Source organism: Janthinobacterium sp. BCJ23, assembly GCF_059617945.1.
Map to the genome: position 1 here is coordinate 144,043 of NZ_JCAQAW010000008.1, position 19,460 is coordinate 163,502.

A 19,460-nucleotide genomic window follows, 5' to 3' on the forward strand; every position below is an offset into this window, starting at 1 on the left:
GAGAGCATATGAAAATCAAAGTGAAAGCCACGTCCAAGCCGCGCAACCCGCTGGTGGCGGCAGCGAAACTGCGCGGCGGCGCCGGCGCGCACCAGTCGGAGGCGTCGCCGCGCGCGGCGCGCCGGGCCGGCAAGCACCGCCTGCAGCAAATGCTGGCGGGCCGCCTCAAAGCTGACGATTAGCGGACCGGCAGTTCGACGATGAAGTTCGGATCAAAAGCGGGATTTTGCGGCGTGCCGCTGCGCGTCTTGTAGCCGCACGGGTTGCTGACGACGCGGCAGCGGCCGATGCGGTAGTCGCGCGAGACGTGGAGGTGGCCATGCACCCACAGGTCCGCCTGCGCGGCCAGGTCGTCCAGGCGCGAGGCGTAGGCGGGCGTACACCCTTCGCTGCCGTAGGCATCGTCGACGGACAACAGCGACGGCGCCATGTGGCTGATGACCACCGTGCGTCCGTCGAAGGGCTGCGCCAGCTCGCGCGCCAGCCATGCTTTTTGCTGCGCATGGAACATGGCCGTATCGGCCGCGCGCAGCTTGCGAAAGCCCATGCCGGCCAGGCGGATGCGCTTGTAATCGTTCATGACGGCTTCCGCGTCGCGCATGGCCGCTTGCCGCGTGTCGTCGCCCAGCAGGCGGAAATCCGTCCACAGGGTGGCGCCCAGGAAGCGCACCTTGTTGCCTGCCTGGTCGGTGATCACATAGGACTCCGCATCGAGAAAATGCACGTTGGGCGTGGCGGCGCAGGCCGCGCGCAGCTCCTGGCGCACCTTGTCCAGATGGTGGCCGTAGCCTTCGTGGTTGCCATGCACGTACAGCACGGGCAGGCCCGCAAACGCGTTGGCGGCCCAGGCGACGGCGCGCGAGCCCGTGTCGATGTCGCCGGCCAGGATGACGGCGTCGGGGCAGCTGAGCGCAAGGTCGCCCTGCGGCGCTTCATCGCGCCATAGCTCGTGGTGCAGGTCCGACAGTATCAATAAACGCATGCTGTTTTCACGCCTGTTGAAAGAGCACCATCGTACCTGAAAACCTTCACTCTTCCGGCAGCGTGGCGAAGCTGTGCGCCAGGTAGTCGATCAGCGCACGCACGGCCGGCAGCAGGCCGCGCCGCGAGGGAAATACCGCGTGGATGATTTCGCGCTGCGGCCGCCACTGCTCCATCAGCGGCAGCAGGCTGCCATTGGCCACCTGCTCGGTGATCATCATGGTCGGCAGCTGCACCACGCCCACGCCGGCCACGGCCGCGTCGCGCAGGGTTTGCATGTCGCCGGTGACGAAGCGCGGTGTATGGCGTAGCTGGGCGCGCGCCCCATCGGGGCCATGCAAATCCCACTGGTAGTACTGTTGCGGCATGCCCAGGGCCAGGCTGGGCCAGTCGGCCAGGTCGGCCGGCGCCTTCGGCAGCGGTGCACCGGCGAACAGCAAGGGGCTGCCCACCATGCACTGGCCCCGTTCGGCCAGCACGCGCAGCACCAGGTCGCTGTCGGGCAGCGGCGGCGGACGCACGCGGATGGCCACGTCGATGCCCTCGGCCACCAGGTCGACGCGTCGGTTACTCGCTTCCAATAACAGAGTCACCTGCGGATGCGCGCGCATGAAACCGGCCAGCATGGGCGCGACCAGCGATTGCAGCAGGGCGATGGGGCAGGACAGGCGCACCGTGCCGCGCGGCGCGGCCCGCGTCAGTTCGATCGCTTCCTGCGCCGCTTCCGCTTCCACCAGCATCGCCTTGCAATGCTCGTAAAACGTCTGTCCCACGTCGGTGACGGAAAAATGCCGCGTCGTGCGCTGCAGCAGGCGTGCGCCGAGGCGCTCTTCCAGCAGCGCGATGCGCCGGCTCAGTTTGGATTTCGGCATGCCCAGCGCGCGCCCGGCTGGCGCAAAGCCGCCATGGTCGACCACCTGCACAAAGTAATACAAGTCATTCAGATCTTGCATGCCACCTCCTTGATCGTTCTATTTTTGGAACGCTGATGGCCTATTTTACCGTCTACCCGCTTCATCGTTGCAGGTCTATTCTGTCTCCATCGTAATGCAAACCTCAACAGGAGATCGAGATGAACAAAGTCACAGGTATCTACAGCGCACCGCGCCAGCACTGGGTAGGCGATGGTTTCCCCGTGCGCTCGATGTTTTCATATAACGGCCATGGCAAGCAGCTGAGCCCATTCCTGCTGCTCGACTATGCCGGCCCCGCCGAATTTGCCCCCGGCACCCGTCCGCCCGGCGTCGGCTCGCACCCGCACCGCGGCTTTGAAACGGTGACCATCGTCTACAAGGGCGAAGTGGCGCACCGCGATTCGACGGGCCAGGGCGGCGTGATCGGCCCCGGCGACGTGCAGTGGATGACGGCCGGCGCCGGCATCCTGCATGAAGAGTTTCACTCGCCTGCCTTCACGCAGTCGGGCGGCACCTTGGAAATGGTGCAGCTGTGGGTGAATCTGCCGGCGAAAAACAAGATGACGGCGCCCGGCTACCAGGCCATCACCAGCGACACGATACCCACGCTGGCGCTGCCCGACGATGCAGGTTCCGTGCGCGTGATCGCCGGCGACTTTGCTGGCCAGCATGGCCCGGCCCGCACGTTCTCGCCGATGCAGGTGTGGGATGTGCGCCTGGCCCAGGGCAAGTTGACGGAGCTGCCCGTGACCCGCGGCTGGAGCACGGCGCTGATCGTCCTGCATGGCACGGTGCTGGTCAATGGCGAGAGCGTGGTGCGCGAAGCGCAGATGGCGCTGTTCGAGCGCGACGGCGACAGCATCACCGTCGAGGCGAACAACGACGCCGTGGTGCTGCTGCTCAGTGGCGAGCCGATCGATGAACCCATCGTCGGCCATGGCCCCTTCGTCATGAACACCGAAGCGGAAATCGCGCAGGCGTTCGAGGATTTCAACAGCGGCCGCTTCGCCCGTATCGCGAAGTAATTTGTGCAGTGAATTTGTGTAGCGAATTGTGTAGTACCCGTGCCGCATCCCGCGGCACGGTTTTTCAGGAGACCACCATGAGCACCCCCGCCAACTTCCAAGGTTTGCCACCGATGATCGATCCCGACGACGCCGTCATGCTGCTGATCGACCACCAGAGCGGCTTGTTCCAGCTGGTGCGCGACATCGAGCAGCACGTGCTGCGCGGCCACGTCACGGCGCTGGCCAAGCTGTCCCGCCTGGCCAAGATGCCGACGTTTACCACCGCGTCCGTGCCCGACGGCCCGAACGGCCCCTTGATCCCGGAAATCCACCATTTCAACCCGGAAGCCGTCTATATCCCGCGCACGGGCCAGATCAACGCCTGGGACAATCCGGCCTGGGTCGAAGCGATTGAAAAGACGGGCCGCAAGACCCTGCTGATCGCCGGCACGCTCACCAGCGTGTGCATGGCTTTTCCCACCATCAGCGCGCTGGCGGCCGGCTACAAGGTGTTTGCCATCATCGACGCCTCGGGCAACTGGTCGAAGATGGCCACCGACATCACCATGGCACGCGTCACGCAAGCGGGCGCCGTGCCGATCGACACGTATGCCGTGCTGGCTGAAGTGATGAGCACCTGGAACCGCGCCGATGCGATGGAATTCGCCGCCATCATGACCGACCATATCGTGCCGCCGTACCGCGCGCTGATCGAAAGCTACGACAAGGCGCAGGGCGTGCAAAAGAATGGCCGCGAAACGAAGCTGGAAATCCTCGAGGCGGCATCGAAGGGTTAGTCGCCGCTACGGCGCTTCGTAGCTGCTGCGTATCGCTGCCAGCACGCCGCGCTGTTCCAGGCGCGTGATGGCGGCGTTCAGTTGCGCCAGGTCGGCGGGGCTGGTCGTGCGCGCGTTGAGCATCAGGTGCACGGGCGCGCGCAGTGCCAGGAAGGGCAGGGTGTTCAAGGCCACGCCCTGCAGACGCGCTTCGTGGCGCACGGCCAGCACGTCGCCCAGCAACAGGTCGGCGCGGCCTGCGTCGAGCATGAGGATGCCTTGCCGGAAGCTGCCGAAGGTATTCAGGCGGCCGTCTTTTTCCATTGCCGGACGGGCCGCCGCATAGTCGGCCCCGTACCAGCCCACCTTGGGCGCCAGCAGGGTGGACTTGCCGCGCGCGAGCTGCGCGAAGCTGGCGACTTGGCGGTGGTTGCCGTGCGCGCCGGATTTGCTGAAGACACCGACGGCTTCATCGCGATACGAGAGGGAAAAGCGGGCATAGGACTGGCGTTCCGGCGTCTCGGACGCGGCGGGCAGCAGGTCCAGTTCGCCTTTCTGGAACAGCAGCTGGCGCCGCGCCGTGGGCAGTTCCGGCACGGTCAGCAAGGTGCAGCGCGCCTCCTTGAAGATGGCGCGCAGCAGTTCCAGGTCCAGCCCCGTATAACTGCCCTGGGCGTCGCGGTAGACATACGGCGGCCATTGCTCGAGCGCCATCGTCATGCGGCAGGCCAGGGCGGGCAGGACGCTGCCAAGCAGCGTTGCCGCAAGCAGCACGTGGCGCAAGCGCATGGAACATCTCCGCAGTGGTTCAGGGGGTACTGCTTAGCAATTTGCCAGAATGGCCACGGAAGTCAAGCAGTGCATGGCGGGTTGCGGATATCAAATGGGCTATAGTGGCGGCGTGTCTTCATCCAAAGGAAATCCGCTTGACTCCCCCGCTCGAGATCGCCGCCAATGTCTTGATGACTGCTTCCATCATCCTGGCCGGACGCAACAACATTCATTCCTGGTGGATCGGCATGGTCGGCTGCGTGCTGTTTGCCGTGCTGTTTTTCCAGGTCAACCTGTACGCCGACGTGATGCTGCAGCTGTTTTTCATCGTCACCTGCGTCATCGGCTGGCTGCAATGGCGACGCGGCGCCGGCGGCAAGCCGTTGCCGATCACGCGCACGGGTTGGCGCAGCCTGGCCTGGGTCGTGCCGGCCGGTATCGCCTCCGTGGCCATCTACGGCATGCTGCTGCACCGCTTCACGAATGCCTACGCGCCATTCATCGATTCGGCGGTGTTGGTATTTAGCATCATCGCGCAATTCCTGCTGATGAGCCGCCGCATCGAAACGTGGGCTTTCTGGCTGCTCGTCAACACCGTGGCCGTGCCGCTCTACTACAGCCGCGGCCTGCACCTGACGGCCGTGCTGTATGCGGCCTACTGGGTCAACGCCGTCATTTCCTGGTACTGGTGGAGCGTGCAGGCACGCCGCGCGGCGGCCGTGCCGCCGGCGCTGGCCGACGCCTGATATTGCCAAAAACCAAGTCCTTAGATCCAAATCGTATATACATTCAATTTTTAATTCGTTCACCCCATAAAGACACCGGGATATAGTGGCCTTTCCCCGCTTACCGGTGTCTTTTATGTTGCGTTTTACCCTTTCTGCCTGTTTTTACGCCGCCCGGCACCAGCTGACCATGCAATGCATGGCGCAGTGGATGCCGATGCGTGCCCGTCCACGCATCCCGTAATTCCTTCATCCCCCGTCGTCGTTTTGCCCGCAGGCCAACCCGGTCCGCGTGCCCCTGCTCGGCCTTTTTTATGTGAAAAAGGCTGCAATCCCAATAAGAGGAAACCATGTTCAAACCACTCGCCATCAGTCTTGCCATCGCCGCCGCCTTTCCCGCCGTCTCCACCATCGCCCATGCCGAGGACGACATGCTGCGCGTCAACGTCACCGGATCGAATATCCGCGTCAGCGAAAAAGAGGGGGCCAGCGCCGTGCAGGTCATCACGGCCAAGGAATTGAAAGCCAGCGGCAAGACCAGCGTGTCGGATGTGCTGCGCGCCATCTCCGCCAACAGCGGCAACAGCTACAACGAACAATATACGGGCAGTTTCTCGGCCGGCACGTCGGGCCTGTCGCTGCGCGGCATCGGCCAGAAAAATACCCTGATCCTGGTGAACGGCAAGCGCGTGGCCAGCTATGCGACGGCGCAAAACCTGCAGGAAACCTTTGTCGACCTGAACAGCCTGCCAATGGCGGCCGTGCAGCGCATCGAGGTGCTCAAGGATGGCGCCTCGTCGATCTACGGTTCCGATGCCGTGGCCGGCGTCGTCAACATCATCCTGTACAAGGAATTCACGGGCACGGACATCACGGCGCAGTGGGGCGGCTCGACCGAAGGCACGGGCCAGCATGAAAAGAGCGCGGCGCTGCAGACGGGTTTCGGCAAGCTAGAGGAAGACGGCTACAGCCTGGTCTTCTCGATCGACGCGCAGCAGCGCGACAAGCTGCAGCAAAGCGACGTGGCGTGGATGCGCGATGCGGACTTCCGCAATCAGCAGCGTGGCGCGCTGGGCTGGGTCGCCACCAATTATGCGGGCAGCGATCCGACGCGGACCCTGGGCGGGGTGCGTGGACCGCTGCAACTGGTCAATTATGGCGACATCACGCCCGGCAAGACGGGGCAAGTGCTCGCGTATAACCCGTCGCCGTATAAAACCCTGATCCCCGGCATCCAGCGCGTGCACACGGCCGCGCGCGCCACCTTCAAACTGAACGCGGACACGGAAGCGTACGTCGACTTGCTGCACAGTTATTCGCGCGCCGACCAGACCTTCAGCGCGCCGCTCACTGTCAACAATGCCACGCGCGTGTGGAACAACGCCACGCAGGCGCTCGACACCATCCCCGTCGTGCTGCCGGTCGGCCATCCGAACAATCCGGGCGCCACGCCCCTGCCGTTCACGGCCACCCTGTTCGACCTGGGACCGCGCCTGAAACAGGACAAGGTCACCTTCTACCGCGCGCTGGCGGGCGTCAAAGGCACGCTGGCGGGCTGGGACTGGGATGCGGCCGTGGGCCACTCGAGCAGCAAGCTGGAAGAAACCGTGCAGAACTTCGTCAACCGCTACGAATTCCAGAAGGTGCTGGCCGATGGCAGCTATAACTTCCTCGACCAGTCGCAAAACAGCGAAGCGGTGCGCAACCGCCTGCGCCTGTCTACGCTGCGTCCGGCCGAGTCGACCCTCGACACCGTCGATTTCTCGGCCGCGAAAGACCTGTGGCAATTGCCGGCCGGTCCGCTGGGCTTTGCCGCCGGTGCCCAGTGGCGCCGCGAAAAGATGGATTCGCAAACCTCGACGGCCGTGCTGTCGGGTACGGAGCTGCGCCCGGCCATCAACATCATCAACGGTTCGCGCAGCGTGTCGGCCCTGTTTGCCGAATTCAACGTGCCCGTCGTGAAAGACCTGTCCGTCAATCTGGCGGGCCGCGCCGACCATTACAGCGATTTCGGCAATGCGTTTTCGCCGAAGGCCAGCGCGCGCTACCAGGCGGCGCCGTGGCTGCTGGTGCGCGGTACCGTGTCGCGCGGCTTCCGCGCGCCGTCGCTGCCGGAAATCACGCAAAGCACGGCCGTCAGCTACGTCAGCGTGCTCGATCCGCGCGACCCGATCACGCCCACGCAGACGCGCGGCGTGACGGCCATTACCATCGCCAATACGGCGCTGCGTCCGGAGCGCTCGAATAACCTGAACCTGGGCGTGGTGGTGTCGCCGACCAGCAGTTCGAGCATCGGCCTCGATTACTACCGCATCAAGCAAGATGGCGTGATCGGCACGGAAAGCGCGACCACCACGCTCGCCAACGAAGCGTCGGCGCCGCAGAAGATCACGCGCGATGCCGATGGCCGCATCACGACCCTGTACCGCCAGTACCGCAACCAGGGACAGCGCGAAGTGTCGGGTATCGACCTCGACCTGCGCCAGCGCTTCGTCGACAAGGACTGGGGCAAGCTGACCCTGGCCGGCCAGTTGAGCCGCGTGCTGCGCTTTGCCGAACCGCTGTCCGACGGCGCCCCGCTCACCGATGGTGCCGGCACCAATTATTTCGGCTCGATTCCGAAATGGCGCGGCGTCACATCGGCCACGTGGGAGCAGGGCAAGTGGTCGTCCACGCTCACCTGGAACTACGTGGGCAGCTATGCGCAAAACACGCATCTCGATGAATCCGTGGCCGCCTTCAGCACGTTTGACGTGACCACCAGCTGGCAGGTCACGCCAGCGGCGAACGTCACCTTCATCGTGCAAAACCTGGCCAACAAGCGCGCGCCGTGGGATTACTCGGCCTCGGGCTTCGACTATACGCAGGCCGACCCGCGCGGCCGCTTCGCCTCGCTCAAGCTGAACTACAAGTTCTAATGACCGTTTGACACCTGCCGCTGGCCCGTCTGTTCATGCAGGCGCTGGCGGTAGGCGCTGGGCGTGACGCCCATGCGTTCGCGGAAGGCCGTGGCGAAGTTGCCCGCGTTGTGAAAGCCGATCAGCAGGGCGATATCCTGCACGTCGATCTCGGTCTGCTGCAACAGTTCCACGCCGCGGGCGATGCGCGCTTCACGGATGAAAGCGAAGACCGTCATGCCCGTCTGCTCGCGGAACATCAGGGTCAGCTTTTCGCGGTAGGTGCCCACGCTGCGGGCGATTTCGGACAGGTTGGGCAGGCTGCCCAAGTTGTCGAGAATCAGTTGTTTGACGGCATTGACGAACACGAGGTCCGGATGTTGCTGCCGGTCGCTGACCGGGGTCGCTGTCGGTGGCGTGCTGTTGCTTCTACGCATCAATCCCAGATGGATATGGATGCGCGCGGCCAGTTCTTCCGGCAGGAAGGGCTTGGAAATGTAATCGACGCCGCCCACCTGCAAGCCCATGATGCGTTCCTTGGCGGCATCGGCGCCGCTGAGAAAGATCACGGGTATCTGTTCCGTTTCGGGATTGGCCTTGAGCAAACGGCACGCCGTGTAGCCATCCATCTCGGGCATGCGCACGTCGAGCAGGATCAGGTCGGGATGCGTGGCCAATGCCAGCTGGTAGCCCTGGTAGCCATTGAAAGCAATGCTGAAGCGATAGGGCTGCTCGCTGAGCAGTTCCATCAGCATGCGCTGCTCGAACGCGGAATCGTCCACGAGCAGGATATTCTTTTTGATGGTTTCGCTGGTCAATGGCATGGCATGGATGACTTAACCAAATAGCAAGTTGTTGCTTATTATGCCCTGCTTTTCCTTTTTTTTCTGCTTTTCTCGTGTTTCAAAAGATGTTTCTCCGCCAGAAGAAGCGCGGATTTCCTAGATCGCCAATAATTCGCTCATGCATTGATTTTAAGCAATGTCGATTGCCAAAAAATCTGTTTTGCAAATGCTGCAAACAATGCCGGAGTCCCCGGGTTCCTGACTCTCGGCACAAGTTTTTTGTCGTCCTGGTTTGCGTGCCCGAGAAAACGCCGGCAATACCGTGACTATCCTCGATGCCCTTCATATTGGTGGGCTCATTAATGATGTTCCATCATCAGGAGGTATCATGTTGCGAGTTATTTTTCCCCGCCTTATCGTTGCCGCCAGCGTGGCGGTTGCCGCCACGGCGTTCCTGCCGCGTAGCGCCGACGCCGCCGTGTATCTGAATGGCAGCGCCACCACCACCTTTGACGTCACCCTGAAAATCATCGCCAATTGCACCATCGCGGCGGCCAATCTCGACTTTGGCCAAAGTCAGGGTGTACTGGCTACTGCCGTTAACGTCAATACGACCGTGAATGTCACCTGCACCAATACCACGCTGTATAACGTGGGCCTGACGGCCGGCTCGGGCACGGGATCGAGCGGCACCACGCGCTATATGAGCGGCACGGGCGGCAACCTGGGGACGGTGCAGTTCAATCTGTACCAGACGGCCGGCAGCACCCTGTGGGGCGATACCCAGGGCACGAATACCGTCGGCGGCACCGGCAACGGTTCATCGCAGCCGATCACGGTGTACGGCAATATTCCGCCGCAAGCGACACCGGCGCCCGATACCTACAAGTCGACCATCACGGCCACCGTGTACTTTTAAGCCAGGCGCTGCGTGAAGGCCGGTGCTGTTTCCCTGATGAAAAGCGTGCTGGCGCTGCTGGCCTGCTGTGCGGCGGGCGCACACGGCGCCAATCTGCAGATTTCGCCGGTGACGCTCAATTTGCGCGCGCCACAGAATGCGGCCGGCATCAGCCTGCAAAACCTCGGCGACCAGCCCATCTACGGACAGGTGCGGGTGTTCGCCTGGGAGCAGCGCGATGGCGAGGAAACCCTGGCGCCGACGCAGGAACTGGTGGCCAGTCCGCCGATCGTGGAAATCGCCGCCAACAGCCGGCAGACCATCCGCCTCGTGCGTGCCCAGGCCGGTCCCGTGGTGCAGGAAAAGACGTATCGCGTGCTCATCGATGAAGTCAGCCGCGAAGATGGGGCGGGCCGCAGCGGCATCGATATCCGCCTGCGCTATTCGGTGCCCGTGTTCGTGCTGCCGGCCGGTGCGCCGGGCAAGGAAATACTCGACTGGCAAGTGTTTCGCGAGCGGGGCGAGTGGATGTTGCGTGTCAAGAACAGCGGCAATTTCCATGCACAGATCGGTGCGATGACGTTGACGAACCAGGCGGGCAAGGAATTTGTCATCAGCAAGGGGCTGTTTGGTTATGTCCTGGCGGCACGCATGCGCGTCTGGCGCTTGCCCGTCGCCAGGGAGGCCGAACTGGATGGACCGTTGAGTATTGCGGCAAACGTGAATGCAAAGGCGCTCGTTGCCACGAATTCGACACCTTGAACCGGGCCGCCATGGCGGGCGGGTTTGCCGCGAACCGGGTTAAACCATGAGACGCGCACTGGCATCCTTGCTGTTGCTGTTGCTGGCCATGGCACCGGTGGCCAGGGCCGATGGATCGGCCGCCGAAACGGGTGCCGATCCGGGACCGGCCAGCTTGCCGAGCGATCCGATGGCGCCGAATGAACTGTATCTGGAGGTGACTGTGAATGCTGAATCAACCGGGCTGATCTTGCGCTTTACCCAGGTGGGCAAAGGCTTGCGCAGCAGTGTGGCGAACTTGCAGCAGTTGGGGCTGGACCCGGCGCGCCTGGTCGCACCCGGTCAGACCGAGGTGGCGCTTGATGCGATTCCCGGACTCAGCTATGACTATGATGCGGCGCGCCAGAGCGTGTCGCTGCAGGTGGCGGACGACTTGCGCTCGCCGTACCGCATCAACGCGCGCCTGGCCCCGCAGACGCCGCCGTCGCGCGTTACGCCCGGCGCCGTCCTCAATTACGAAGCCTATGCGGAACTGGGCCGGACGCGGCGCGCCGCCATCTTCAACGACTTGCGCTATTTCAATGACAGTGGCGTGTTCAGCAATACCGGCACCGTGAACCTGGGGTCGGACCAGCGCAAGTACATGCGCTTTGACACCTTCTGGAGTCACGCCGACCCCGAGACCCTGCAGACGTGGCAAGTGGGCGACCTGATTTCGTCTTCGCTCAGCTGGAGCCGCGCCGTGCGCGTGGGCGGCGTGCAGTGGCGCAAGAATTTCCAGCTGCGCCCCGACCTGCTGACCTTTCCCGTCGCCTCCGTCGATGGCACGGCGCTCGTGCCCTCATCGCTGAGCCTGTACGTCAATGGCGTGCAGCAATATGCTGCCAGCGTGCCCAGCGGTCCGTTCGTGCTGAACCAGGTGGCCGGCATCAATGGCGCCGGGCAAGCCACCCTCATCACGCGCGATGCCCTGGGGCGCAGCGTGACGACCGTGCTGCCCCTGTATGTCGATACGCGCATGCTGGCTGCCGGCTTGAGCGATTATTCGGTCGAGGCGGGCGCCGTGCGGCGCGACTATGGCCGCCGGCTGTTCGGCTATGAGCGGCAGCTCGTTGCCAGCGCTTCCGTCCGCCATGGCGTCAGCGACAGCTTCACGATTGAAGGCCATGCGGAACTGGCTGCCGGCTTGTATCAGGCGGGGGCGGGCGCGCTGGTGCGGCTGGGCCAGGCAGGCGTGCTCAGCGGATCGCTGTCGGCCAGTGCCGGCCACAGCCTTGGCGTGCAGCTGGGCGCAGGCTACCAATACATGGGGCCGCGCTTCAGCGTCGACGTGCAAAGCGTGCGCGCCAGTGCCGGATTCGGCGACCTGGCCTCGCGCGACGGCAGTCCCGTGGTGCGCGCGGCGGACCGCTTTACCGTAAGTTTGCCCTTGCCGGCGGGAAGCAGCATCAGCAGCAGCTATATCCGCTACCGCGCACCGGGCGCACCGTCATCGAAGCTGGCCACCCTGGGCTATTCAGCCACCCTGTTGCACGGCCTGTTCCTGAACGCCAGCCTGTTCCAGGATTTGCGGCAACGCGAGAAGCGGGGATTTTATGTCGGCCTGAGCATGGCCTTCGACAATAATCTGTCCATCAGCACGAGCGCCAGCCGGCAAAACGGCGAGAGCGGCCGCAGCGTCAGCGCGCAGCGCGCGGCGGACTTTGGCGGCGGCTTCGGCTGGAACTTGCAGGCAGGCACGGTGGGCGGCAATACCTACCGGCAGGCGCAAGTGGAATACCTGGGCAATGACGGCCGAGTGAGCGCGCGCACGCAAAGCAGCAGCATGGGCAATGCCTCCTCGCTGGGCGCGGCCGGCGCGCTGGTGCTGATGGATGGCCATGTCGAGACGACGCGCCAGGTGGGTAATGGTTTTGCGCTGGTCTCCACTGGCGGCGTGGGCAATATTCCTGTGCTGCATGAAAACCGCCAGATCGGCGTGACGGGCGGGAGCGGCTATCTGCTGGTGCCGAATTTGAATCCCTATGGCAATAACCAGATCAGCATCGCCACGGATGAACTCGAAGTCGACGCGCGCGTACCCGTGACCAATATGACGGTTGTACCGCAACACCTGGCCGGCGTGCTGGCGGCCTTTCCCGTCGAACGCTACAGCGCCGCCACCGTCATCGTGCAGGGCGCCGATGGCAAGCCGCTGGCCACGGGCTTGCCCGTGCTGCATGTGCAAAGCGGCAAGCAGACGGTCGTGGGCTTTGACGGTATCATTTTCGTCGACGATCTGCGCGAACAGAATCAATTGCAAGTGGGCGAGGGCGACAGCGCGTGCACGGTCGGCTTTGCGTATGTGCGTCCGGCCGCGGGCGGCTTGCCCGTGATCGGGCCGTTGCGCTGCGCTGCCACCGGAGGAGGCCGCTGATGCGCCGCCTGCTGCCATGGCTGACCTTGCTGCTGGGCTGCGCCTGGGGTAGTGTGGCGCAGGCGGCCGATACCTGCACGGTCAGCATGACGAATATCAATTTCGGCGCCGTCAGCCCGATTTCCGGCACCGATTACGTGGCGCAGGCCACGGGCACCTTCAGCTGCCTGTTTTCGTCGCTGAACCTGGGACAGTTGCTTACGCCCAATGCGCAAGTGTGCATCTCGCTGGGGCTGGGCACGAATTCCACCTCGGCCCTGCCGCGCAAGCTGGGCAATGGCAGCAACCGCATGGAGTACAACGTGTACGTGGACAGTTCATATGCGACGGCGAAGATCTGGGGCGGCGCCGGCGTGGCGGGCGCGCCATCGACCTTCGGCATGACCCTGTCTGCCGGCTTGCTGGCCCCGCCAGGCACGTATTCCACCACCTTTACCGTGTACGCGAAGATTCCTGCCGGCACGGCCCTGGCCGCCGTACCCACGGTCGCCAACGCCAATACCGTCTATGCGTCGAGCTTTGCCGGCGTGGGCACCTACACGTACACGACGTATGGCCTCGTCAACCTGCAGGGGTGCTCGGCCACCAGCGGCAGCTTCGGTTTCACGGTAAGTGCCACGGCCGTCAACGACTGCACCATCGCGGCCAGCCCGATGGCGTTCGCCAACGCCTCCATCCTGACGGGCAACTTGCGCAGCACCAGCACCTTGTCCGTGCGCTGCGTGAATAACAACGCCTATCAGATTGCCCTGAACGGCGGCAGCGTGGCGGCCAATGTGGCCAACCGGCAAATGAAAAACCTCTTAACGACGGACAAGGTCAGCTACCTGCTGTCATCCACGCTCGATGGCGCGCCCTGGGGCGATGGCACGGCAGGCACGAGCATGGTGACGGGGACGGGCACGGGCGCCAGCGTGCCGCTGACGATTTACGGCCGCGTGCCGGCGCAGGTGTCGCCGCGCCCCGGCGACTACAAGGACACGGTGACGGCAACGATTTATTTTTAGAACGTGACGGTAACGAGGCCGGTGCCCGATGGCGTCGCCTGCTGGTGCAGCAGATAAGGCGTGTTGTGCTGGCAGCGTACCTGGGTGATGTTGCGCTGCGAGATGATGGTGCACGCTTCCTGCACGACGAAGGTGGCCTGCAGCGTTGCGGAAGCGGCGGTACCGGCGGTGGTGGTCTGGCAAAGGGACAGGGCGAGCAGGGCAGGCAGTACGGCAAGCTTCAAAGGGGTCATCGTGAACGCATCGAGTGAAAAACGGGCGTGGGCAGCAGCGCCGGAAGGCGTGGCTGGCACCGTTTTTCGCACCGGGATTGGGAGAGCAGAACCAGCCATGATTGTACTTGAACAAGGAAAGTGTGAGTTTTCGCGTATTTTCAGCCCGCCGCAGGGGCAAGCAGCTCACTTTCAAAATGATAGTAACTAAGTTTCCGTGTTGCAACTGAAATTTTTTTCGATTGTTGTGTTGAATCAATGTGAGGAGATGGCCATGAAACATACCAACTTTAATAATTTGCCTTGCCCGATTGCGCGCAGCCTGGGCAAGGTGGGCGAATGGTGGAGCATCCTCATCCTGCGCGAAGCGTTTTATGGCAAGACGCGCTTCGACGAATTTGAAAAAAGCCTCAAGATCGCCCCCACCATCCTGACGCGCCGCCTGGCCGACCTGGTGGAAGGCGGCTTGATGACACGCCGCCTGTATTGCGCCAAGCCGCCCCGCTATGACTACGTGCTGACCAAGTCCGGGCGCGCCTTCAAGCCCGTCTTGCTGGCGTTTATCGCCTGGGGCAATGAAAACTTTGCGCCCGAAGGCGCCAGCCTCGTCATCGCCAGCCGCGATACGGGCCTGGCCGCCGATCCGGTGCTGGTCGATGCCACGACGGGCTTGCCCATCAATGACGAGTATTACGCGTTCGCGCCAGGGCCTGCCGCCAGCGACAGCATGCGCAGCATCATCCTCGACGCGGAAAAAAGCAGCGGCATCGCGCCCAAGCCGAAGGCGCCGGCCGCCAACCGCGGCTGGGTGGCGGAAGGGCATCTGGCCTGAAGACGCGCTGGCGGAGGTGCGCCGAGTTTGGCGCAAAGCAAGACGGACTGCACGGCATGGCGTTACCGTCGCACTATGCAATGCAAGTGCGGCGCAGGCCCGGCTGTGCAGGGCGAGGCGCCATCCGTGACCCGATGTCCGTTGAAGGAGTACTGCGATGACTACATTGCCACAACACGCTCGCCGCGCCGCCACCGTGCTGGCGCTGGCCGCCCTGCTGGGCGCCTGTTCCCATGGCCCGCACCACCCGGGCGGCCAGGACGTCACCTTGACGGGCGCGCAGGAAGTGCCGGCCAATACCAGCACGGCCAGCGGCAGCGGCAATATCCGCGTCGCCCATGACCGCAGCGTCAGCGGCGGCGTGCGCTACACGGGCATGGTGGCCACCGTCGCGCATATCCATGAAGCGCCGGCCGGCGCCAACGGCCCCGTCATCATGCCCCTGGTGAAAACGGCCGAAGGCATGTTTGCCGTGCCGGCCGGCGCCATGCTGACGCCGCCCCAGTATGCGAGCTACCAGGCAGGCAATATGTACGTGAACGTGCACAGCGCCGCCTACCCGGCCGGCGAGATCCGCGCCCAGCTCAAGCCCTAGCCGGCCGCCGGCGTTTTCCCCGAAACCTCCTTGGGCCGCGCGAGCGGCCTTTTTTTGCGCCCGGCGGCCAGCCGCAGCACCGCGCTACAATGGCGCTTCATGCTGACCATCCTCGCCATCACCTTTCCCTTCTTCGCCCTGGTACTGTGCGGCTACCTGGCCGTGCGGCGCACGCTGCTGCCGTTGGCCGCCATCGGCGGCTTGAACAGTTTTGTCCTGTACTTCGCGCTGCCGTGCATGCTGTACCGCTTCGGCGCCGCCACGCCCATCGCGCAGCTGCTCGACGCCAGCGTGTTCGGCGTGTACCTGCTGTGCGCGCTGATCATGGTGGGCGTCACGACGGCCATGACCCTGAGCCACCGCATCGACTGGAACAATGCCGCCTTCGGCGCGCTGGTGGCGGCCTTCCCGAATACAGGCTTCATGGGTGTGCCCCTGCTGTTGACCCTGCTCGGACCCCGTTCGTCCGGTCCCGTCATCGTCACCATCATCGTCGACATGCTCATTACCAGCTCGCTGTGCATCGCCCTGTCGCGTATCGGCAGCGGCGGCGCGCACGGCAGCCGCGCCGCCATCGCCAACGCCATGAAAGGCATGCTGGGCAACCCGATGCCGTGGGCGATCGTGCTGGGTGCCATGTCGTCGTGGCTGGAACTGGCCTTGCCCAAGCCATTGATGCAGACGGTGGGCCTGCTGGCCGACGCCGCCTCGCCCGTTGCCCTGTTTACCATCGGCGCCGTGCTGGCCCGTTCGCAAATGAGCACGGCCGACCCGGCGCCGCTGGGGGAGTATGTGCCCGTGGCGCTGAAAAAACTGCTGCTGCATCCGCTGCTGGTGTGGGGTATTGGCCATGCGGCCATCGCGCTGGGCGCGCCGCTCGATCCATTCGCGCTGACCTGCATGGTGCTGGTGGCGTGCCTGCCCAGCGCCAGCAATGTCTCGCTGCTGTCGGAGCGCTTTGGCGCGAACACGGCGCGCATCGCCCGCATCATTCTGGTATCGACGGCGCTGTCGTTTTTGACGTTTTCGGCAGCCGTCAGCTGGCTGGCGTGAGGGTGGCCGCGTGGCCCCGGGCCTCGCCGCGCGCCTTGCGCATCGTCGAGAGCACAGCGACGGCGCGCATCGCCCGCATCATCCTGGTCTCGACGGCGCTGTCGTTTTTGACGTTTTCGGCGGCCGTCAGCTGGTTGGCGTGACGTTGGCGGCGATCAGCGCACCGAGTGCTTGCGCCGCGCCGGGCTGGGTGCCGGCGGCCAGTTCGCGCGCCATGGTGGCCTGGTCCTGCATGCTGCGGTTCTGCCCCAGCTTCCATTTGCCCGTGATGCGCGTGAGGGGGATTTCGATGCCGACGATGGCTTTCAAGAGTTTCTCGATATAGGCGGCCGGCGCGTCGCTCACCCGCCATGGCGCGGCTTGATCTGCCTCATGGCGCGCCGTCAGCCGCTCCACCAATCCCAGCAGCCACGCCGCATCGTCGATGGCGCGCAAGGGGCCGTGGGCGTGCACGACGGCGTAATTAAAGGTCGGCACTTCCTTGCCGCTGCGCTGCTTTTCCGCATACCAGGCGGGCGTGATGTAGGCGTGCGGGCCCTGGAAGATCACCAGTGCTTCGTCGTTCCCGCCGGCGGCGCGCCACAGCGGATTGGCGCGCGCCACGTGAGCGCGCAGGCTGCCGAATGGGGCGTCGGGCGTGGGCGCGGCGATCTCGAACGGCAGGTGGTCGGCGCACAAGCCATCGACGCCCTGGCGCACCAGCGCGCCCAAGGGATGGGCGTCGATCAAGCCATGCAGCACGTCGAGGCGCTCTTCGCGAAAGCTGGCGGGCGAGTACATTTAATCAGCTCCTTCCACGACCACGTCGGCCGTCAGCGAATTGGCGATGTAGCAGCGTTCGTGCGCGTCGTGGTGCAGGGTGGCCAGCGCCTCGGGCGAGGGCGGCGTTCCCGCAAACGCGATGCGCGGACGCAGCACGATGCGCGTCATGGCCAGGCGGCCTTGCGCATTTTCCCCCAGGTCGCCGGTGGCGTCGTCGCGGTAATCGTCGATGACGTAGCCGCGCTGCGCCGCCAGCGACAGGAAGAACAGCATGTGGCAGCTCGACGTGGCCGCCACCAGCGCTTCTTCCGGATCGATATTTTCAGCCACCGACATGGGCAGCGGCACGGACAGGGGCGACGACGAGGCAGCTACCGTCAGGCCGCCGTCGAACTGCCATTCATGGCCACGGCTGTAGCGCTGGCCGGCGAAATCCTGGCCGTCGCGCTGCCAGGCCACGGTGGCGAAAAACTGATGCATGGGTGCTCCGCAAGAGTAAGGGGGTACGTCATCTTAGCGCCAGTCTTGGCTATTTAAAACAGCCAATAAGTGCTATCTTGAAGCTACCAATTCAAGAGTGCCACCATGCCAGCTTCCCATTTGCACCAGATCATCGCCACCTTGCCGCTGCGGCGCGGCGCCAGCGAGCCGCTGTTCCGCCAACTGTATGCGGCCATCAAGGCCGCCATCCTCGATGGCCGCATGAATCCCGGCATGCAGCTGCCGCCCACGCGCGACTTTTGCCGCCTGCTGGCCGTGTCGCGCCAGACGGTGCTCAATGCGTATGCGCTTCTGACAGCCGAAGGCTATCTCGATGGCGCCGTGGGGCGCGGCACCTTCGTCAGCGTCGAGGTCCCCATGGCCGCGCCGGCCACCAAGATGGAAGCGCCTGGCCTGCTGCGGCCCCTGTCGGCGCGCGGCCAGGGCGTGGTGACGGCCATGCGCCAGGTGGCGTTCCACCGTGGTCCGCTGCGGGCTTTCCGCGTCGGCATGCCGCGCATCGACCATTTCCCGTTCGACGTGTGGAATCGCCTGGAAGCGCGGCGCTGGCGCCGGCCCGACCACCATTTCGGCTACAGCGACCCGGCCGGCTACCTGCCGCTGCGCGAACTGCTGTGCGTGTATCTGAAGGCGTCGCGCGGTGTCCAGTGCACGCCGCAGCAGATCGTCATTACGTCCGGTTCGCAGCAGGCGCTGTTCCTGCTGTCGACCATTTTGCTGGCGCCCGGCGACCCGGTCTGGATGGAGTCGCCCGGCTACCGGGGCGCCAGCGGCCCGCTGCGCGCGGCCGGCGCGCGCGTGTTTCCCGTCCCCGTCGATGCGCAGGGGCTGGACGTGGCGTATGGCGTTGCGCACTGTCCGCAGGCGAAGCTGGCGTACGTGACGCCATCGCACCAGATGCCGCTGGGCGTGAGCATGAGTTTACCCCGCCGCCTGGCCTTGCTGGCCTGGGCCGCACAGCACAAGGCGTGGCTGGTGGAAGACGATTACGACAGCGAATACCGCTACGCGGGTGCGCCATTGGCCTCGCTGCAAAGCCTGGACCGGGCCGGCTGCGTGGTGTATGTCGGCACCCTGTCGAAAGTGCTGTTCCCTGGCCTGCGCCTGGGCTATATGGTGGCGCCGCCCGCGCTGGCCGACGCGCTGGTGCAAGCCAAGGCCGTGATGGACCGGCACACGGCCATCGTGCCGCAGATGGCGCTGGCCGACTTCATCGCCGAGGGCCACTTTGGCCGGCATATCCGCCGCACGCGCGACAGCAATGCCGAACGGCGCGACTTGCTGGTGCGCGGCATCGCGCGCGAACTGGGCGACCAGCTCGCGTGCGGCCCGGCCGACAGCGGCCTGGAACTGTGCGCGTATTTTCGCGCCGGCCACGATGAAGAAACGGTCGCGCGCGCGGGCCTGGCACGGGGCATCGAATTGCGTCCGTTGAACCACTATGCCGATCCGGCGGCGGGGCCCGAGTGCGCCACGCCGCCCGGGCTGCTGCTGGGCTTTGCGGCCATTCCCCCGGCCGAGATACAGCATGGCGTGCAGGAACTGGGACGCATCCTGCGCGGCCGATAAACTATACTGGCATTTGCC

Annotated in this window: 21 protein-coding genes; 14 read left to right on the top strand and 7 right to left on the bottom strand. The window is 64.5% G+C overall.

What is annotated here, in order from left to right:
• Positions 1 to 8 precede the first annotated feature (8 nt).
• Positions 9 to 182 carry a hypothetical protein gene (locus tag AC54AG_RS22350; RefSeq protein ID WP_175444615.1) on the top strand — a complete coding sequence of 58 codons (174 nt, stop codon included), beginning with the start codon at positions 9 to 11 and terminating at the stop codon, positions 180 to 182.
• On the opposite strand, the gene AC54AG_RS22355 is transcribed toward AC54AG_RS22350, so the two are convergent.
• Complete coding sequence (locus AC54AG_RS22355) at positions 179 to 982, bottom strand: metallophosphoesterase family protein (RefSeq protein WP_496631604.1); 804 nt, start codon at positions 980 to 982, stop codon at positions 179 to 181. The two genes, AC54AG_RS22350 and AC54AG_RS22355, sit on opposite strands and share 4 nt — an antisense overlap.
• 46 nt (positions 983 to 1,028) lie before the next feature.
• The gene (locus tag AC54AG_RS22360; protein WP_338680627.1) at positions 1,029 to 1,934 is read right to left on the bottom strand and encodes a LysR family transcriptional regulator; all 906 of its coding nucleotides are present in this window, start codon (positions 1,932 to 1,934) and stop codon (positions 1,029 to 1,031) included.
• A gap of 119 nt (positions 1,935 to 2,053) precedes the next feature.
• Between AC54AG_RS22360 and AC54AG_RS22365 the strand changes: the two genes are divergently transcribed.
• Both AC54AG_RS22365 and AC54AG_RS22370 read left to right on the top strand, forming a co-directional pair.
• Entirely contained in the window at positions 2,054 to 2,920 is an 867-nt protein-coding gene (locus AC54AG_RS22365) for a pirin family protein (protein ID WP_139092187.1), read from the top strand.
• 77 nt (positions 2,921 to 2,997) lie between these two features.
• A complete protein-coding gene (locus AC54AG_RS22370; protein ID WP_198511246.1) occupies positions 2,998 to 3,699 on the top strand; it encodes an isochorismatase family protein in 702 nt (233 codons plus the stop codon).
• 6 nt (positions 3,700 to 3,705) lie between these two features.
• On the opposite strand, the gene AC54AG_RS22375 is transcribed toward AC54AG_RS22370, so the two are convergent.
• Positions 3,706 to 4,467, bottom strand: a complete 762-nt coding sequence (locus AC54AG_RS22375) for a substrate-binding periplasmic protein (RefSeq protein ID WP_331778503.1) — start codon at positions 4,465 to 4,467, stop codon at positions 3,706 to 3,708.
• Between the two features lie 137 nt (positions 4,468 to 4,604).
• Between AC54AG_RS22375 and pnuC the strand changes: the two genes are divergently transcribed.
• Together pnuC and AC54AG_RS22385 are read left to right on the top strand one after the other, a co-directional pair.
• Positions 4,605 to 5,195: a nicotinamide riboside transporter PnuC gene (gene pnuC, locus AC54AG_RS22380; protein ID WP_080698630.1), complete on the top strand. Its 591-nt coding sequence runs from the start codon at positions 4,605 to 4,607 to the stop codon at positions 5,193 to 5,195.
• Positions 5,196 to 5,524: 329 nt separating this feature from the next.
• Complete coding sequence (locus AC54AG_RS22385; protein ID WP_319992209.1) at positions 5,525 to 8,092, top strand: TonB-dependent receptor; 2,568 nt, start codon at positions 5,525 to 5,527, stop codon at positions 8,090 to 8,092.
• Here the strand turns inward: AC54AG_RS22385 and AC54AG_RS22390 are convergent.
• On the bottom strand, positions 8,089 to 8,895 hold the full coding sequence (locus tag AC54AG_RS22390) for a response regulator transcription factor (RefSeq protein ID WP_070305391.1): 807 nt from the start codon (positions 8,893 to 8,895) through the stop codon (positions 8,089 to 8,091). The two genes, AC54AG_RS22385 and AC54AG_RS22390, sit on opposite strands and share 4 nt — an antisense overlap.
• Before the next feature lie 349 nt (positions 8,896 to 9,244).
• On the opposite strand from AC54AG_RS22390, the gene AC54AG_RS22395 reads away from it, so the two are divergent.
• Genes AC54AG_RS22395 through AC54AG_RS22410 form a run of 4 tightly spaced genes read left to right on the top strand, consistent with a single transcriptional unit; the run spans position 9,245 to position 13,918 of the window.
• On the top strand, positions 9,245 to 9,775 hold the full coding sequence (locus AC54AG_RS22395; RefSeq protein WP_034753434.1) for a Csu type fimbrial protein: 531 nt from the start codon (positions 9,245 to 9,247) through the stop codon (positions 9,773 to 9,775).
• Positions 9,776 to 9,787: 12 nt separating this feature from the next.
• Positions 9,788 to 10,516, top strand: a complete 729-nt coding sequence (locus AC54AG_RS22400; protein WP_254798671.1) for a fimbrial biogenesis chaperone — start codon at positions 9,788 to 9,790, stop codon at positions 10,514 to 10,516.
• Between the two features lie 46 nt (positions 10,517 to 10,562).
• The gene (locus AC54AG_RS22405; RefSeq protein WP_496631605.1) at positions 10,563 to 12,911 is read left to right on the top strand and encodes a fimbria/pilus outer membrane usher protein; all 2,349 of its coding nucleotides are present in this window, start codon (positions 10,563 to 10,565) and stop codon (positions 12,909 to 12,911) included.
• Positions 12,911 to 13,918, top strand: coding sequence for a Csu type fimbrial protein (locus AC54AG_RS22410; RefSeq protein WP_496631606.1), 1,008 nt, complete (start codon positions 12,911 to 12,913; stop codon positions 13,916 to 13,918). The genes AC54AG_RS22405 and AC54AG_RS22410 overlap by 1 nt, the downstream gene beginning before the upstream one ends.
• Here the strand turns inward: AC54AG_RS22410 and AC54AG_RS22415 are convergent.
• The gene (locus tag AC54AG_RS22415) at positions 13,915 to 14,151 is read right to left on the bottom strand and encodes a hypothetical protein (protein WP_338680630.1); all 237 of its coding nucleotides are present in this window, start codon (positions 14,149 to 14,151) and stop codon (positions 13,915 to 13,917) included. The genes AC54AG_RS22410 and AC54AG_RS22415 overlap by 4 nt on opposite strands.
• Positions 14,152 to 14,404: 253 nt before the next feature.
• Here AC54AG_RS22415 and AC54AG_RS22420 point away from each other — a divergent pair, with 253 nt between their 5' ends.
• The 4 genes from AC54AG_RS22420 to AC54AG_RS22435 all read left to right on the top strand — a co-directional run bounded on the left by AC54AG_RS22420 (position 14,405) and on the right by AC54AG_RS22435 (position 16,753).
• Entirely contained in the window at positions 14,405 to 14,962 is a 558-nt protein-coding gene (locus AC54AG_RS22420) for a winged helix-turn-helix transcriptional regulator (RefSeq protein WP_034753667.1), read from the top strand.
• Between the two features lie 157 nt (positions 14,963 to 15,119).
• Complete coding sequence (locus AC54AG_RS22425; protein WP_496631607.1) at positions 15,120 to 15,557, top strand: CHRD domain-containing protein; 438 nt, start codon at positions 15,120 to 15,122, stop codon at positions 15,555 to 15,557.
• Positions 15,558 to 15,656: 99 nt separating this feature from the next.
• On the top strand, positions 15,657 to 16,610 hold the full coding sequence (locus AC54AG_RS22430) for an AEC family transporter (RefSeq protein ID WP_496631608.1): 954 nt from the start codon (positions 15,657 to 15,659) through the stop codon (positions 16,608 to 16,610).
• A 2-nt stretch (positions 16,611 to 16,612) separates the two neighbouring features.
• Positions 16,613 to 16,753, top strand: coding sequence for a hypothetical protein (locus tag AC54AG_RS22435; RefSeq protein ID WP_161784201.1), 141 nt, complete (start codon positions 16,613 to 16,615; stop codon positions 16,751 to 16,753).
• On the opposite strand, the gene AC54AG_RS22440 is transcribed toward AC54AG_RS22435, so the two are convergent.
• Positions 16,737 to 17,390: an FMN-binding negative transcriptional regulator gene (locus AC54AG_RS22440; RefSeq protein ID WP_496631609.1), complete on the bottom strand. Its 654-nt coding sequence runs from the start codon at positions 17,388 to 17,390 to the stop codon at positions 16,737 to 16,739. The genes AC54AG_RS22435 and AC54AG_RS22440 overlap by 17 nt on opposite strands.
• Positions 17,391 to 17,852, bottom strand: coding sequence for an OsmC family protein (locus AC54AG_RS22445; RefSeq protein WP_496631610.1), 462 nt, complete (start codon positions 17,850 to 17,852; stop codon positions 17,391 to 17,393). It lies immediately after the preceding gene.
• A 105-nt stretch (positions 17,853 to 17,957) separates the two neighbouring features.
• Between AC54AG_RS22445 and pdxR the strand changes: the two genes are divergently transcribed.
• Complete coding sequence (gene pdxR, locus AC54AG_RS22450; RefSeq protein WP_496631611.1) at positions 17,958 to 19,442, top strand: MocR-like pyridoxine biosynthesis transcription factor PdxR; 1,485 nt, start codon at positions 17,958 to 17,960, stop codon at positions 19,440 to 19,442.
• The last annotated feature ends 18 nt before the right edge of the window (positions 19,443 to 19,460 follow it).